Origin of the sequence: Stenotrophomonas sp., from assembly GCF_050737575.1 — a bacterium.
Lineage (GTDB): Bacteria > Pseudomonadota > Gammaproteobacteria > Xanthomonadales > Xanthomonadaceae > Stenotrophomonas.
This window is the reverse complement of record NZ_JBOHXW010000004.1, coordinates 11,554-25,913: the sequence shown is the minus strand read 5'-3', so window position 1 is coordinate 25,913 and position 14,360 is coordinate 11,554. Positions and strand designations below refer to the sequence as shown.

At 63.3% G+C, this 14,360-nt stretch carries 10 protein-coding genes; 7 read left to right on the top strand and 3 right to left on the bottom strand.

From position 1 onward, the window contains the following. Positions 1 to 46: 46 nt before the first annotated feature. Positions 47 to 2,110, top strand: a complete 2,064-nt coding sequence (locus tag ACREP4_RS08635; RefSeq protein WP_431595782.1) for a 3-hydroxyacyl-CoA dehydrogenase NAD-binding domain-containing protein — start codon at positions 47 to 49, stop codon at positions 2,108 to 2,110. 244 nt (positions 2,111 to 2,354) lie between these two features. Here the strand turns inward: ACREP4_RS08635 and ACREP4_RS08630 are convergent, their stop codons facing one another. The 3 genes from ACREP4_RS08630 to ACREP4_RS08620 form a co-directional block, all read right to left on the bottom strand. Further along, positions 2,355 to 3,338, bottom strand: coding sequence for a cation diffusion facilitator family transporter (locus ACREP4_RS08630; protein WP_431595781.1), 984 nt, complete (start codon positions 3,336 to 3,338; stop codon positions 2,355 to 2,357). Positions 3,339 to 3,424: 86 nt separating this feature from the next. After that, positions 3,425 to 4,243, bottom strand: coding sequence for a thiol:disulfide interchange protein DsbG (gene dsbG, locus ACREP4_RS08625; RefSeq protein WP_431595780.1), 819 nt, complete (start codon positions 4,241 to 4,243; stop codon positions 3,425 to 3,427). Positions 4,244 to 4,286: 43 nt separating this feature from the next. After that, on the bottom strand, positions 4,287 to 5,084 hold the full coding sequence (locus ACREP4_RS08620; protein WP_431595779.1) for a TlpA family protein disulfide reductase: 798 nt from the start codon (positions 5,082 to 5,084) through the stop codon (positions 4,287 to 4,289). Positions 5,085 to 5,222: 138 nt separating this feature from the next. On the opposite strand from ACREP4_RS08620, the gene ACREP4_RS08615 reads away from it, so the two are divergent. From ACREP4_RS08615 to ACREP4_RS08590, 6 genes are all read left to right on the top strand, one after another. Further along, the gene (locus ACREP4_RS08615) at positions 5,223 to 6,656 is read left to right on the top strand and encodes a diguanylate cyclase (protein ID WP_431595778.1); all 1,434 of its coding nucleotides are present in this window, start codon (positions 5,223 to 5,225) and stop codon (positions 6,654 to 6,656) included. Positions 6,657 to 6,764: 108 nt separating this feature from the next. After that, positions 6,765 to 7,868, top strand: a complete 1,104-nt coding sequence (locus tag ACREP4_RS08610; RefSeq protein WP_431595777.1) for a metallophosphoesterase — start codon at positions 6,765 to 6,767, stop codon at positions 7,866 to 7,868. 296 nt (positions 7,869 to 8,164) lie between these two features. Next, positions 8,165 to 8,542, top strand: coding sequence for a helix-turn-helix domain-containing protein (locus ACREP4_RS08605; protein WP_431595776.1), 378 nt, complete (start codon positions 8,165 to 8,167; stop codon positions 8,540 to 8,542). Between the two features lie 395 nt (positions 8,543 to 8,937). Then, positions 8,938 to 10,383, top strand: coding sequence for a DcaP family trimeric outer membrane transporter (locus ACREP4_RS08600; protein ID WP_431595775.1), 1,446 nt, complete (start codon positions 8,938 to 8,940; stop codon positions 10,381 to 10,383). 110 nt (positions 10,384 to 10,493) lie between these two features. Further along, on the top strand, positions 10,494 to 11,843 hold the full coding sequence (adiC, locus tag ACREP4_RS08595; RefSeq protein WP_431595774.1) for an arginine/agmatine antiporter: 1,350 nt from the start codon (positions 10,494 to 10,496) through the stop codon (positions 11,841 to 11,843). A gap of 32 nt (positions 11,844 to 11,875) precedes the next feature. Next, the gene (locus tag ACREP4_RS08590) at positions 11,876 to 14,164 is read left to right on the top strand and encodes an Orn/Lys/Arg decarboxylase N-terminal domain-containing protein (protein ID WP_431595773.1); all 2,289 of its coding nucleotides are present in this window, start codon (positions 11,876 to 11,878) and stop codon (positions 14,162 to 14,164) included. Positions 14,165 to 14,360: the final 196 nt, after the last annotated feature.

Here is a 14,360-nt window from a genome sequence, read left to right as displayed (position 1 = left end):
CTGGATCATAGCGATCTTCTCCATACACAACCGGATGGAACGTCCCATGCTTTCAGGCTTCGACGGGCTCCGCTTCAATCATTGGCACACCGAACTGCGCGAGGACGGCATCGCCGTGCTCAGCCTCGACCGCAAGGACAGCCCCGTCAATGCGATGTCGCAGGACGTGCTGCTGGAACTGGGTGACATCGTCGAGCGCCTGGCCATCGACCCGCCCAAGGGTGTGGTGGTGCGCTCGACCAAGGCGGCTGGCTTCATTGCCGGCGCGGACCTGAAGGAATTCCAGGAGTTCGACCGGCGCGGCACCGTCAATGACGCCATCCGCCGTGGTCAGAACGTTTACCAGAAGCTGGCTGAACTGCCCTGCCCGACCGTTGCCGCCATTCACGGCCACTGCCTGGGCGGCGGCACCGAGTTGGCGCTGGCCTGCCGTTATCGCGTGGCGTCCAACGACGCTTCGACCCGGATCGGCCTGCCGGAGACCCAATTGGGCATCTTCCCGGGCTGGGGCGGCAGCGCGCGCTTGCCGCAGCTGGTCGGCGCCCCGGCGGCGATGGACATGATGTTGACCGGCCGCACCCTGTCGGCCTCGGCCGCGCGCGGCATCGGACTGGTCGACAAGGTGGCGGCACCGGCGGTGCTGGTGGATGCCGCGGTGTCGGTACTGCAGTCGGGCGTGACCCGGCCGTTCAAGCAGCGCGCTACTGCATGGGCCACCAACACCTGGCCGGCGCGCAAGATTCTGGCGCCGCAGATGGCCAAGCAGGTCGCACGCAAGGCCAAGAAGGATCAGTACCCGGCGCCGTATGCGCTGATCAGCACCTGGGAGCGCACCGGCGGCAGCCCGATCCAGAAGCGCCTGGATGCCGAGCGCCGCGCTGTGGTCAAGCTGGCCAGCAGCCCGACCGCGCGCAATCTGATCCGCATTTTCTTCCTGACCGAACGGCTCAAGGGCCTGGGCGGCAAGGATTCTGGCATCCAGCATGTGCATGTGGTCGGTGCCGGCGTGATGGGCGGTGATATCGCAGCGTGGGCGGCCTACAAGGGCTTCAACGTGACCTTGCAGGACCGCGAGCAGCGCTTCATCGACCCGGCCATGACCCGCGCGCAGGCCTTGTTCGAGAAGAAGGTCAAAGACCCGGCCAAGCGCCCGGACGTGGCCGCGCGCCTGAAAGCCGATCTGGCCGGTGACGGCGTGGCGCAGGCCGATCTGGTGATCGAAGCCATCATCGAGAACCCGGAAGCCAAGCGTGAGCTGTACCAGACGCTGGAGCCGAAGATGAAGGCCGATGCGCTGCTGACCACCAACACCTCGTCGATCCCGCTGGTCGAGCTGCGTGACCATATCCAGCACCCGGCGCAGTTCGCTGGCCTGCATTACTTCAACCCGGTGGCGCAGATGCCGCTGGTGGAAATCATCCACCACGACGGCATGGCGCCGGAAACCGAGAAGCGGCTGGCCGCGTTCTGCAAGGCGCTGGGCAAGTTCCCGGTGCCGGTGGCCGGCACGCCGGGTTTCCTCGTCAACCGCGTGCTGTTCCCGTACATGCTGGAAGCGGCCACCGCGTATGCCGAAGGCATCCCCGGTCCGGTGATCGACAAGGCTGCGGTGAAATTCGGCATGCCGATGGGCCCGATCGAACTGCTCGACACCGTCGGCTTGGACGTGGCCGCTGGCGTGGGCAAGGAGCTGGCGCCGTTCCTGGGTCTGCAGATTCCGGCGGCGCTGGCCAGCGTTGAGCAGGGCAAACGCGGCAAGAAGGACGGCCAGGGCATCTACAAATGGGAGAACGGCCGCGCGGTGAAGCCGGAGGTTGCCAAGGAGTACCAGGCGCCATCGGACCTGGAGGATCGCTTGATTTTGCCGCTGCTCAACGAGGCGGTGGCCTGCCTGCACGATGGCGTGGTGACTGACGCCGATCTATTGGATGCCGGCGTGATCTTCGGCACCGGGTTTGCGCCGTTCCGTGGCGGCCCGATCCAGCATATTCGCGCTACCGGCGCTGATTCGCTGGTGGAGAAGCTGAAGGTTTTGCAGGCGCGTCATGGTGATCGGTTTGCACCGCGTCAGGGCTGGGAGATGCCGGAGTTGCGTGAGCCGGTGGCTTGAGTGGGTTTGGATGATTGAGTGAGTGAATGAGAAACGGAGCCTTTGGCTCCGTTTTTCGTTGGGGGGTTTGGCTTTTTTGCTGGGAGTTGGAGGGAGCGCTGCGCGCTTTCCCCCTCTCCCCAACCCCTCTCCCGCGAGGGGAGAGGGGCTTTGGTTTCCCGCGAGTTGAAGCAATGCTGGCAACTACAGCTTTAAAGCCCCTCTCCCCTCGCGGGAGAGGGGTTGGGGAGAGGGGGCGCGTCACTCAACGATGCACATGCCCGTGATGCCCCTGTCGATCCGAACCATGCGAATGCCCTTCGTGATCGTGATCGTGATCGTGATCAGCATGCTGCTTCACTTCCGCGCAGTCATCACCGCAGTGGTCGGTTTCCACCTGCACCGTCACATGGTCGATCTCAAAACGCTCGTGCAGCAGATCAGCCAGTTCGCGACGCAATGCGTCCGGCGCGTATCCATCGTTCATCACCACATGCACGGTCAGTGCGGGCGTGCTGGAAGCCAAGGCCCACACATGCAGGTCATGGATGCCTGAAACACCGGCATGGCCGCGCAGGGCCTGTTCGATATCGCCCAGCACCACGCCCTTGGGCACACCTTCCAGCAGCACATTGATCGCCTCGCGCAGCAGTACCCAGGTGCGCGGCAGTACCCACAAACCGATCAGTACCGCGAGGATGGGATCGACCAGCGTCCAGCCGGTGAAGTGGATGATCAGGCCGCCGGCAATGACCGCTACCGAGCCGAGCATGTCGCTCCACACTTCCAGGTAGGCGCCTTTGACGTTCAGGCTCTCGCCGCTACCGGCACTGAGCAGGCGCATGGCGATCAGGTTGACCACCAGGCCGAAGGCCGCCACCCACATCATGCCGGTGGAGGCGATGGCCTGCGGCTCGCGGAAGCGCTCGGCCGCTTCCCACAAAATGTAGATGCCGACACCAAACAACAGCAGGCCGTTGGTCACTGCGCCCAAGGCTTCCAGGCGCGCGTAACCGTAGGTGCGACGTGCATCGGGTGGGCGCCGGCTCAAGCGCACGGCGGTCAGCGCGATCATCAGGCCGAGCGCGTCGGTGGCCATGTGCGCGGCATCGGACAACAGCGCCAGGCTGTTGGTCCAGAAGGCGCCGATCACTTCCACCACCAGGTAGGAAGTGGTCAACCCCAAGGCCCACCACAGGGGCTTCTCGTGGCGGATTTCGTTGGGCAGGTGGTTGTGGTCGTGGCTCATGGCTGGCTGGCTCCGGAAAACGGGGCCAGCTTAGTCAGGCGCGTGCGGCGGAGACTATTACATCGCCGCACGCGCCCACGCTGGAATCAGCGCGGCCCCAGCACGGTTTGCAGGTCGTTGCCCTGCGGCATGCCCGAGCGCATCTGCACGGTGCCATCGGCGTCCTTGAAGAGGATGCCCGGCGTGCCCTGGAAGCCCAGCTCCAGCATCAGCGCTTCGTTGGCGCGCAATTGGGCCTGCACTTCAACCGGCACCGTCGCCAGCGGCTTGATGCCGCCCTTGGCGAAGTTGCGCTCGTTCTCCAGCAGCGCCGCTTCCGGCGACTTCGCGCCCAGAATCGCGGCTGCCTTGTTGGCGCTGTCCTCGCGGATCACGCCCACCAGGATTTCGCGGATCTGCACCTTGCCCGATTCCACCCACGGCTGTGCTGCTTGCCAGAAATGGTTGCAGTACGGGCAGTTGGGATCGCTGAAGGCGTAGATGATGCGCGGCGCATCGGCCTTGCCGTCGGCCACCCAATGACTGGCTTCCACCTTGGTCCACGCCTGCGCGCCCATCGGGCCGGACACCAGTTCCTTGAGCTTGTCGGCGCTGGCGTCTTCGCCCTTGGCGTTGACCAGCGTGCCGACCACGGCGTACTGGCCGTCCTTGGAGACATACACCGCCAGCGGACGCTGCCCGGCCACACCGGCATAACCGGTCAGGCCGATCGGCGTTTCAAAGGTGCCCATGAATTCCACGCCCTGCGAACGCAGGGTCTTCACCACGGCCGGCTCGTTGGCGTCGGCGGGCTTGGCAGTGGCTGCTGCCGTTGCCATCGCAGCAGCCGGTGCGGGCTTGGCCGGTTCAGCGTCACGGGCACAGGCAACGGGGGCCAGTGCGACGGTGGCCAGCAGGAGCAGCATTGAATGCGATCGAATCATTGTTTACCTCTTCAAAAAAAGGGAATCACTGCAGCTCGCGCAAACGCGTTTCCAGCGTCGCGCGTGAAAGTTCGCCCATGTGCACGTTGCGCAGACGGCCATCGGCGCCGAAGAACAACGTGGTCGGCAGCGCTCGCGCGCCGGTCTGGTGCATCACCGCGGAGGTGTCATCCAGCAACACGTTATCCAGCAGCATCTGCTCGGATGCCAGATAGGCAACGACTTCTTCGCGTGTTTCGCCTTGATTGGCAAACACGAACTGCACATGCGGGTGGGATTTCTGAGCCGCTGCAAGCACCGGCATTTCGCGCCGACACGGGCCGCACCAGGTCGCCCACAGGTTGATCACCACCGGTTTTCCCAGGAAACCGGTCAGCGGCGCCGGCTGGCCCTGCATGTCCACCAGCACCGCATCAGGTAATGGAATCGCCGAGCGCTGCACCGCAAACAAGGTCATGCCGCCAATCGCCCACAACGCCGCTGCGGCGGCCAGGCCGAGCAGCACCGGCTTGCGCGGCGCCTGTTTGCGGGTCTTCCAGAATGCGTATCCGGCAGCGACCAGCAGGCCCGCCCAGATCGAATAACCGCCGTCGCCCAGGCGGATGATCGACAACGGCTGCGCCAGATAATCCCGCGCATGCAGCGCCACATGGGCCAGGCGGGCGCCGAGCAAGCCGAGCAGGAAGGCATCCAGCACCACCGCACCGGCGCGGCTGCGCAGGCCGTCAGCGGCCGGGGAAAGTGCGCGGGCAAAGCCCCAGCCCAATCCCAGCGCGAGCAACGCCACCAATGCCATCAACGGAAACGGGCCGGCGCTGATCATCGTCCGCCCCCCGCCCAAATGGCCCTGCAGGCAACCGCAGGGTCAGACAACACCAAGTTCTGCACAGTTTCTCCTCAACCAACAGCGATACTTGCCGATAACCCACCTCTGCCCGTTGGCAGCCGCACAATCCTACGCATGAACAACGTAACCTCCCACAACGCCGACGCAGAAAGCGCAGCGCTGATCAGCGACTGGAAGAAGAGCCTCGCCGCGACGGGCCCGGAGGCCAGCCTGGTACTGGCCGAGCTGGGCGACCGCGACGCTGCGGAGCTGGCTGCGCACTTCTACAAGGTGATGATGAACGATAAGCGCGCGTCGCGTTCGTTGTCGCATGACCAGGTGCGGGAGCGTCTGCAGCCGGCCATGCAGCGCTGGATAACGAACCTTTTGCAGGCAAACCCTGACAACGTGGAAAGCTTGATCGCTGCCCAGCGTGTGGTAGGCGACGTGCATGCGCGCATCGGCATCCCGGTGGATCTGGTCACCCGCGGCACACGCATATTGAAGCAACGGATGTTCGCGCTGATCGCCGAACACGCCGGGCACGGCGAAGCTGCACACATGGCCATCGCCAGCCTCACTGCGTCATTCGATATCGCATTGGAAGGCATGACGCTGGCCTATTCCAACGCACGCGACCGCTCCTCGCGCACCGACGCTGCGTACCGCCTGTTCTCGCTGGTGCAGAACGTCAGCACCGAGCGTGAGCGTCAACGGGCGTTGCTGCTGGATTGGGAGAACACGCTGCTCTACGCGTTGGCCAGCCAGGGCGAAGTGGATGGCGCGCAATCCTTGGCGCAATCAGAGTTTGGTTTGTGGTTCACCCACAAGGGCATACCGAGTTTCGGCGAGAGCAGTGAGACGCAGCAGATCAACGACCTGATCGCTGCTATCGATGCGTTGCTGCAGCACACGCTGCAACGCGACAGCACACCGCAGGAGCGCGCGGCGCAGTTGCTGGATGTGCGGGCGAAAGTGGGCCAGATGCGCACCCTGCTCGGCATGCTGTTCGAGCGCATCGGCGAGCTGGATGCCGGTTCCGATGCACTGACCAATCTACTCAACCGTCGCTTCCTGCCGACGGTGCTGCGCCGCGAGATTGAACTGGCCGAAAAATCCAAGGGCAGTTTCGCAGTGCTGCTGCTGGACCTTGATCACTTCAAGGCGATCAACGATGCGCACGGCCATGAAGCAGGAGACCGCGCACTGCAGCACGTCGCCAGCATCCTCAGCCAGTTCACCCGGGGCAGCGATTACGTGTTCCGCTACGGTGGCGAAGAGTTTGTCGTGGTGTTGGTGGCGATCCAGGAGCAACAGGCGCTGGTGATCGCCGATGGCCTGTGCAAGCGCATTTCCGATTCCCCGGTGCCGCTCAGCGATGACCTGCGTTTGAATATCACCACCAGCATTGGCGTGGCGCTGTACGACGGACATCCCGACTACGAGCGGGTGATGGCGCGCGCCGATGCGGCCATGTATCAAGCCAAGAAGCAAGGCCGCAACCGCGTTGTACTGGGCAATGAAGCCCTGCCACCGCCGCCTGACCGAGCGGCGCTGCAACGCAACTGAAGCGATCAATCGCCTGTCAAAGCAAACCGATAGCACATGCCGCCCCGCTGAGGGCGGCGTAGGCTGCGGGGCGATGCACACCGCATCGGTTACCGAAAGCCCCGCCTGATGCACATCCTCCACCGCACCCTGCTCCTGCTCGCCTTGTTGCCGCTGGCCGCTTCCGCCAAGGAAGTGCCGGCACCTGCCGACCACGTCGATACGGATGGCCCGTATGTATTCCGCAACGGCGATGCGCTGCTGGCGCGCTGGATCTGCAATGACCAGGTGTATGCGCGCACGTTGATTGATACGCCCACCACGCTCACTTCCCTGTGTGGCTATCCGCATCCGATCACGCTGCAGCCGTCTGCGCCGGTATCGGTTTCGACGCTGCCTGCCGTGCCGCGCATCGTTGCGGTGTCCGACATTCATGGGCAGTACGCGCTGCTGGTGAACCTGCTGCGCGCCAACCACGTGATTGACGCGAATGACCAGTGGGCCCTGGGCACTGACACGCTGGTGATTGCCGGTGATGTTTTCGACCGTGGCCCGCAGGTGACCGAGGCGTTCTGGCTGCTGTACAGCCTGCAGCAACAAGCGGCCGACGCAGGCGGTGCGGTGCATTTCGTGCTCGGCAATCACGAGACGATGGTGCTGTACGACGACCTGCGCTACGTCAATCCGAAATACCTGCGCAGCGCACAATTGCTCGGTCGCAGCTACGCGCAGTTGTACGGCGCCGACTCGGTGATCGGCCAGTGGCTGCGCACCCGTCCGGTGCTGCTGCGCATCGGCGACACACTGTTCCTGCACGGCGGCATATCGCCAGAAGCCGTGCAGCTGGCACTGCAGCCGGAGCAAACCAATGCGGCGTATCAGGCCTCGCTGGGGCGCGCCAAAGCTGAAGTAAAAGCCGACCCGAGCACCGCACCACTGTACGACGGCAAGACCAGCCCGATCTGGTATCGCGGCTATTTCGATGGACGCCTGGATACGGCAGGCGTGCAGTCCGTACTGGATCAACTGGGCCTGCAGCGCATCGTCGTCGGACACACCTCGATGCCGCACGTCAGCAGTTTTCACGGCGGCCGCGTCATCGCCATCGACAGCAGCATCAAGAATGGCGAGAACGGCGAACTGCTGTTCATCGAGAACGGCAAGGTCAGCCGGGGATTGCTGGACGGCACGCGCGTGCCGTTGGCTGAAGGTGTGATCGGGACTGACGATTGAGCTGTGCTGGTATCGCTCCGGTGTTCTGTGGACTGCTGCACGACGCGTTCGTGGTGTGCGGCCTGCGGGACGGCCCACCCGTCAGCGCACACTCACGGGCCAGGAATCGCCGCCGAGAGCCGCGTTTTTCTGTGTCCAGAATCAGAGCATCCAGCGAAAATCGCAGTTCATTGAAAACCTGCCAGCGCAGGCGGTTTTCTCCACACATCGCTACTCGTCACGTTCAAGTTGAATTGACGCCATTGCGTTGCCGGCGATAGACAACACGTTTTCCGACAGCACGCAGCGAGTATTCAATGAGCTATGCACATCACGGCGACGTGATCGGTCACCCGCACCGATTGATCGCAGACAGAATCCGTACCGCACGCGTCAATCGCGGGCTGTCGCAGACCGATCTTGCCAAGCTGCTCGGGGTCAATCGCGCCACCATCGCGCATTGGGAACGCGACGACGGCTTCAATCCCAATGTCGATCACCTGCGCGCCATCAGCGTGGCCTTGCAGATCGGTGTCGACTGGCTGACCTCCGCACAGGCGGAAACCACCGCCATCATCACGACCGGGGTCCGCTCGACGCTGGAGCTGCAGATGGTCGAGCTGTCCAAGCACCTGCCGGTTTCGTTCCTGACCTGCCTGATCGCACTGATGGAAAACGCCAAGACGCATTTGTAGGGAAGCGCATCGTACGAACGACGCAGCGGCATGAGCAGGCACCTCTGTGCCTGCCATACGTACTGAATGAGCGGCCTGCACGAGCGTTGCAATTTGCGACACCGAGGCGACAGCCGCAGGCCCGAGGGCGCCTGTACATCTCCGAAAATCACACTCGGAAACGTTTATCGCAACGCATTCCGCGCGCCCTTGTCATGAATCATCAGAAAGCGCGCAGATTCTGTGATTCAGCCCTCCTGATTCACATCTCCATCACCACTTTTCGGACAACGTGAAGAGGTTGGTTCGCCGCACTTGTCGGGAACGATCGAGCGCGATTTGTCACATGAATGCAAACGCCGTGGCCGGCATTGACGCGGGCTGCGTGTGGTGCTTTTTTCTCCTTGGAATAGGCGATGAAACCACGAACCCTGGCTATTGCGCTGCCCCTTGCACTGGCCCCGGGATGGGCCGTTGCACAGGACTCCTTCGCTGCCCTGCGTGAAGAGATCAGCCGCGCTGAGCTGCATCTACAGTCGCTCAACCAGCGCTTGGATGCGCTGGAGCGGGAACATGGAAGAACACCGCCCTCCGCGCCGCCCACTGCTCCACCCGCACAGCCAAACACCCCGCTTTCAGCCAACGCCGCGCAAGCCACGCAGAGAGCAGCCGCGCCGCAACGCACCGCCGTCGCATCGGCCGCCATTCTTCCGCCACGCGATTCGGTGGCCGATCCATCCACCGGCGCCTCGCGACCGGACAACGCGCCCTCGCCAACCGACCCGGAACTGAAAGGTTTCTTCGCCATCCCCGGCACCGAAACCATGATCCGCCTGGGCGGCTACGCCAAGCTTGACGCGATTGCCGATAGCCGCGCTGCCGGTGATACCGAGCAATTCATCCCCGCTTCGATTCCGGTGGGCGGCCCGCACCGCGATGTCTCCCATTTCGGCATGCATGCCAAGCAGACGCGTTTCAGCTTCGAGGCGCGGCGGCCAACCACCAGCGGCAACCTGCGTTTCTACCTGGAAAACGACTTCTTCGGCAGCAGCGACAGCTATCAGTTCCGGTTGCGGCATGCCTACGGCCAGCTCGGCAATACCTATGCCGGCTACGGCTATTCCACCTTCATGGATGCCGACTCTCTGCCCGACACGCTGGACTTCGCCGGCCCCGGTGCCGCCGGCTATCTGCTGGTGGCGGGTATCCACCACAGCTTCTCGCTGGGCAAGGGCAACACCCTGACCTTGGCGGCTGAGGACCCCGAATCCCAGCTGGCCAACACCAACGAGACCGACACCTCGGTCGAGCGGATGCCCGATGTCACCCTGGTTGCCCGCATGGAACGGGATTGGGGTCACCTGCAGCTGGGCGCAGTGGCACGCAGCCTCGGCTATGACGGTGATGGCCGTCGCGACCGCACCTTCGGTGGCGGCCTGCAACTGAGCGGCTCACTGGCGGTCGCCGAGCGCGACCTGCTCTTGTTCGGGTTGGTCGGCGGCAAAGGTATCGCGCGCTACACCGCCGACCTCACCGGCTCTGGCCTGGATGCGGCCATCGATGCCAACGGCCAGCTCAAGGCATTGCCGCTGTATGGCGGCTTCTTCGGCTACACGCATTACTGGTCGGACATGTGGCGCTCCAACCTGATCTACGGGCAACTGCACATGGACGACAGCAATGCGCTTGCGCTGGACGCGTTCCGCCGCAGCCGCTATGGCGCGTTGAACCTGCTGTGGAGCCCTGCCCCGTCCTGGACGATGGGCATGGAAGTGCTCTACGGCCAACAGCAGCTCCAGGACGGCCGCAACGCCGACACCTTGCGAGTGCAAGGCAGCCTTCAATACAGCTTCATCAAGTAGCAATGCCAGCATCCAGCCGGCCGCTACGGCACCGGCAGCCAGCACCGTAATCCACACACCGTCCACCCTCTTGAAAACGCTCCGGCAGTGCCGGCGAAAGGAGACATCTCATGGCTGGTCAGAAAAAAATAGGCGTTGTTGGAGCAACCTTCCTGGTTGCCGGCAACATGATGGGCTCGGGGGTGTTTCTACTGCCCTCAAGCTTGGCCAAGATTGGCACCGCCTCGATCTGGGGCTGGCTGATCACCACCGCCGGTGCACTGTTGCTGGCCTTCGTGTTCGCCAAACTGGGCAAGCTCGCGCCGCAAGCGGGCGGCCCGTACGCGTATGCACGCGACTGGTTCGGCCCGTACATGGGCTTTCAGACCAACACCATCTACTGGTTCGCCAACTGGATCGGCAATGTCGCCATTCCAATCGCGGCGGTTGGTTATTTCAGCTACTTCTTCCCGATTCTTTCCGAACCGTTGCCGCGTTGCATCGCGGTCCTGGCGCTGGTCTGGGCATTGAGCTTCGCCAATGTGATCGGGCCGTCGTTCGTCAGCCGTGTGCAGACGGTCACCACCAGCTTCGCGCTGGTCCCCATCCTGGGTATCGCGATCTTCGGCTGGTTCTTCTTTGACCCGACCATCTTCAAGGGCGCCTACAACGTCTCGGGCGAATCCAACTTCGGCGCGGTGTCCAGCGCAGCGGCGCTGACGCTGTGGGCCTTCATCGGCGTGGAATCGGCGTCGGTCACGGCCGGCGTGGTCGAAAACCCCGAAAAGAACGTCGCCCGCGCAACGCTGGCCGGCGTGTTCCTGGCTGCCATCGCCTACATCGCCAGCTCGTCGGTGATCATGGGCATGGTGCCCAATGCGGACCTGCAGGTATCCGATGCACCGTTCGCACTGGCAGCAGCCAATGCCGTTGGCGGCTGGGGCGGTGCGCTGGTCAGCCTGTGCGCCTTCGTCGGTGCAGCCGGCTCGCTGGGTGGCTGGATTCTGTTGACCGCGCAGAGCGCCAAGGCCGCATCGGATGACGGCCTGTTCCCGAGCATCTTCAGCAAGCTCAACAAAGACGAAGTGCCGGTCAAAGGCGTTCTGATTGTCGCAGTGCTGATGACGCTGGCGGTGTTGATCACCTCCACTTCCGAGACTGCATCGGCGCAGTTCGATGTCATCACCTCCGCCGCGGTGGTGTTGACCCTGCTGCCTTACATCTACTCCTGCGTGGCTTGCTACTTCGTGGTGGAGCGTTCGCACACGCTGGTTCACACCGGCGCGTTCTGGGTGCTGACCAGCATCACGGTCGTGTACTGCCTGTGGGCGATCTATGGCTCGTCCGGCAGCATCGTCCAGTACGCCTTCCTGTTCGTTCTGTTCATCACGGTCTTCTACCCGTTCTTCAGCGATGAGCGCCGCAAGCAACGCCTGGCCAGGTTCACGCCGGCCGGTGCTACGCGTGCGTCCACGAACTGATTCCCCCGCTCGGAAGCAAAAGGAAAACCACCATGTACTTCAAATCCCTGGACTACCCGATCGTCATCATCGATGCCGATTACGAGTCGCCACGCATCAACGGCATCCTGATCCGCGCGTTGGCCGATGAGCTGCGCAAGAACGACCAGCGCGTGCTGTGCGGCCTGACCCTGGATGACGCACGCGCCGGTGCGCGCACCTATGTGGCGGCGTCAGCGGTGTTGATTTCCATCGACGGCACCGAGGACGACGGCGACCAGTTCCAGCGCCTGCTCGCCTTCCTGCGTGAGCAGAGCCAGCGTCGCGCCAACCTGCCGGTGTTCCTGTACGGCGAGCGCCGCACCATCGAGAAGATACCGAGCAAGCTGCTCAAGTACGTGCACGGCTACATCTTCCTGTTCGAGGACACCAAGAGCTTCATCGCCCGCCAGGTGATGCGTGCGGCCGACGACTACATGGCGCAGCTGCTGCCGCCGTTCTTCAAGGCACTGATCCACCACGCCGCCGAATCGAATTACTCCTGGCATACACCGGGCCATGCCGGCGGCGTGGCGTTCACCAAATCGCCGGTGGGTCGTGCGCTGCATCAGTTCTATGGCGAAAACACGCTGCGCAGTGATCTCTCGATCTCGGTGCCGGAGCTCGGTTCGCTGCTGGATCACACTGGCCCGATCCGCGACGCAGAAGCCGAGGCAGCCCGCAACTTCGGCGCCGACCACACCTTCTTTGTCACCAACGGCACCTCCACGGCCAACAAGATTGTCTGGCACGGCACCGTGGCGCGGGGCGACATCGTGTTCGTGGACCGCAACTGTCACAAGTCGCTGCTGCACTCCTTGATCATGACCGGCGGCATCCCGGTGTACTTCACTCCCAGCCGCAATGCGCACGGCATCATCGGCCCGATCAGCCTGGACCAGTTCTCCGGCGAGGCGCTGCAGAAGATGATCCAGGCCAACCCGCTGGCCAGCAAGGCTGCCAAGCCCGGCGCCAAACCACGCATCGCCGTGGTGACCAACTCCACCTATGACGGGCTTTGCTACAACGCCGAGAAAATTGCCGACAACCTCGGTTCGGCCGTGGATTTCCTGCATTTCGACGAGGCGTGGTACGCCTACGCCGCTTTCCATCCGTTCTACGAGAACCATTACGGCATGGCCAAGGGCAAGCCACGCGAGCAGGACGCCATCATCTTCACCACGCACTCCACGCACAAACTGCTGGCGGCGTTCTCACAGGCGTCGATGATCCATGTCCGCAACGCTGCCACGCGCGAGTTGGATGCCGAGCGCTTCAACGAATCCTTCATGATGCATACCTCCACCAGCCCGCACTACGGCATCATCGCTGCGTGTGATGTGGCCTCGAAAATGATGGAAGGTGAGGCCGGCAGATCGCTGGTGCAGGAGATGCACGATGAAGCCATTGCCTTCCGTCGCGCGATGCTGCACGTCAGTGAGGATCTTGGCCGCGATGAGTGGTGGTTCAAGGTGTGGCAGCCCGACGGCGTGGAGCGCACGCTCGCCAAGGGTGACAGCGCCAAACCAATGGTTACTTCGCGCCCGGACTGGTATCTGCGCCCGGATGCCCGCTGGCATGGCTTCGACAATCTCGCCGACGACTATGTATTGATCGATCCGGTGAAGGTCACCCTGCTCACGCCCGGTCTGTCCATGGATGGCGAGATGGGCACGCTGGGCATTCCCGCCGCCGTGCTGAGCAAGTTCCTGTGGACGCGTGGCATCACCGTGGAGAAGACCAATCTGTACTCGGTGCTGTTCCTGTTCTCGATGGGCATCACCAAGGGCAAGTGGAGCACGCTGGTTACCGAGTTGATGGCGTTCAAGGATCTTTACGATGCCAACACACCGCTCAGCCGCTCTCTGCCCATCCTGGCCCAGGACTATCCAGAGGCTTACGCCAGCTGGGGCCTGCGCGACCTGTGCGATGCACTGCATGGTTTCAACCGTGAATTCCGTGTGGCCGAGGTGATGCGCGAGATGTATGTGGACCTGCCCGAGCCGGTCATGACGCCGGCCGAGGCATACAACCACCTGGTTCGAGGTGAGATCGAGCGCGTGGACATCGACCAGATCAGCGGTCGCGTGGCCGGCACCATGCTCGTTCCCTACCCGCCGGGCATCCCGACGATCATGCCGGGCGAACGCTTCGGCGCCCAGGATGAGCCGATCATCCAGTCACTGCGCATCGCCCGCGAGCAGAACGCGCGCTTCCCCGGCTTTGAGTCGGATGTGCATGGCTTGATCATCGACAACAGCGGCGAGCAGCCCAGTTACAAGGTGGAGGTGTTGAAGCTTTAAGGCGTGTGCGGTGGCTGTGGCTGCGGCAGTGCCTGCCACTCCCCTCTCCCGTGCACGGGAGAGGGTGCCCGAAGGGCGGGTGAGGGGCGTCTTGCTCTTTGAACTTCGCTCTTTGCTCTCGCAACAGCAAAACGCAATCAAACGCGCCCTCACCCCAACCCCTCTCCCGTGAACGGGAGAGGGGCTTACAAGCCGA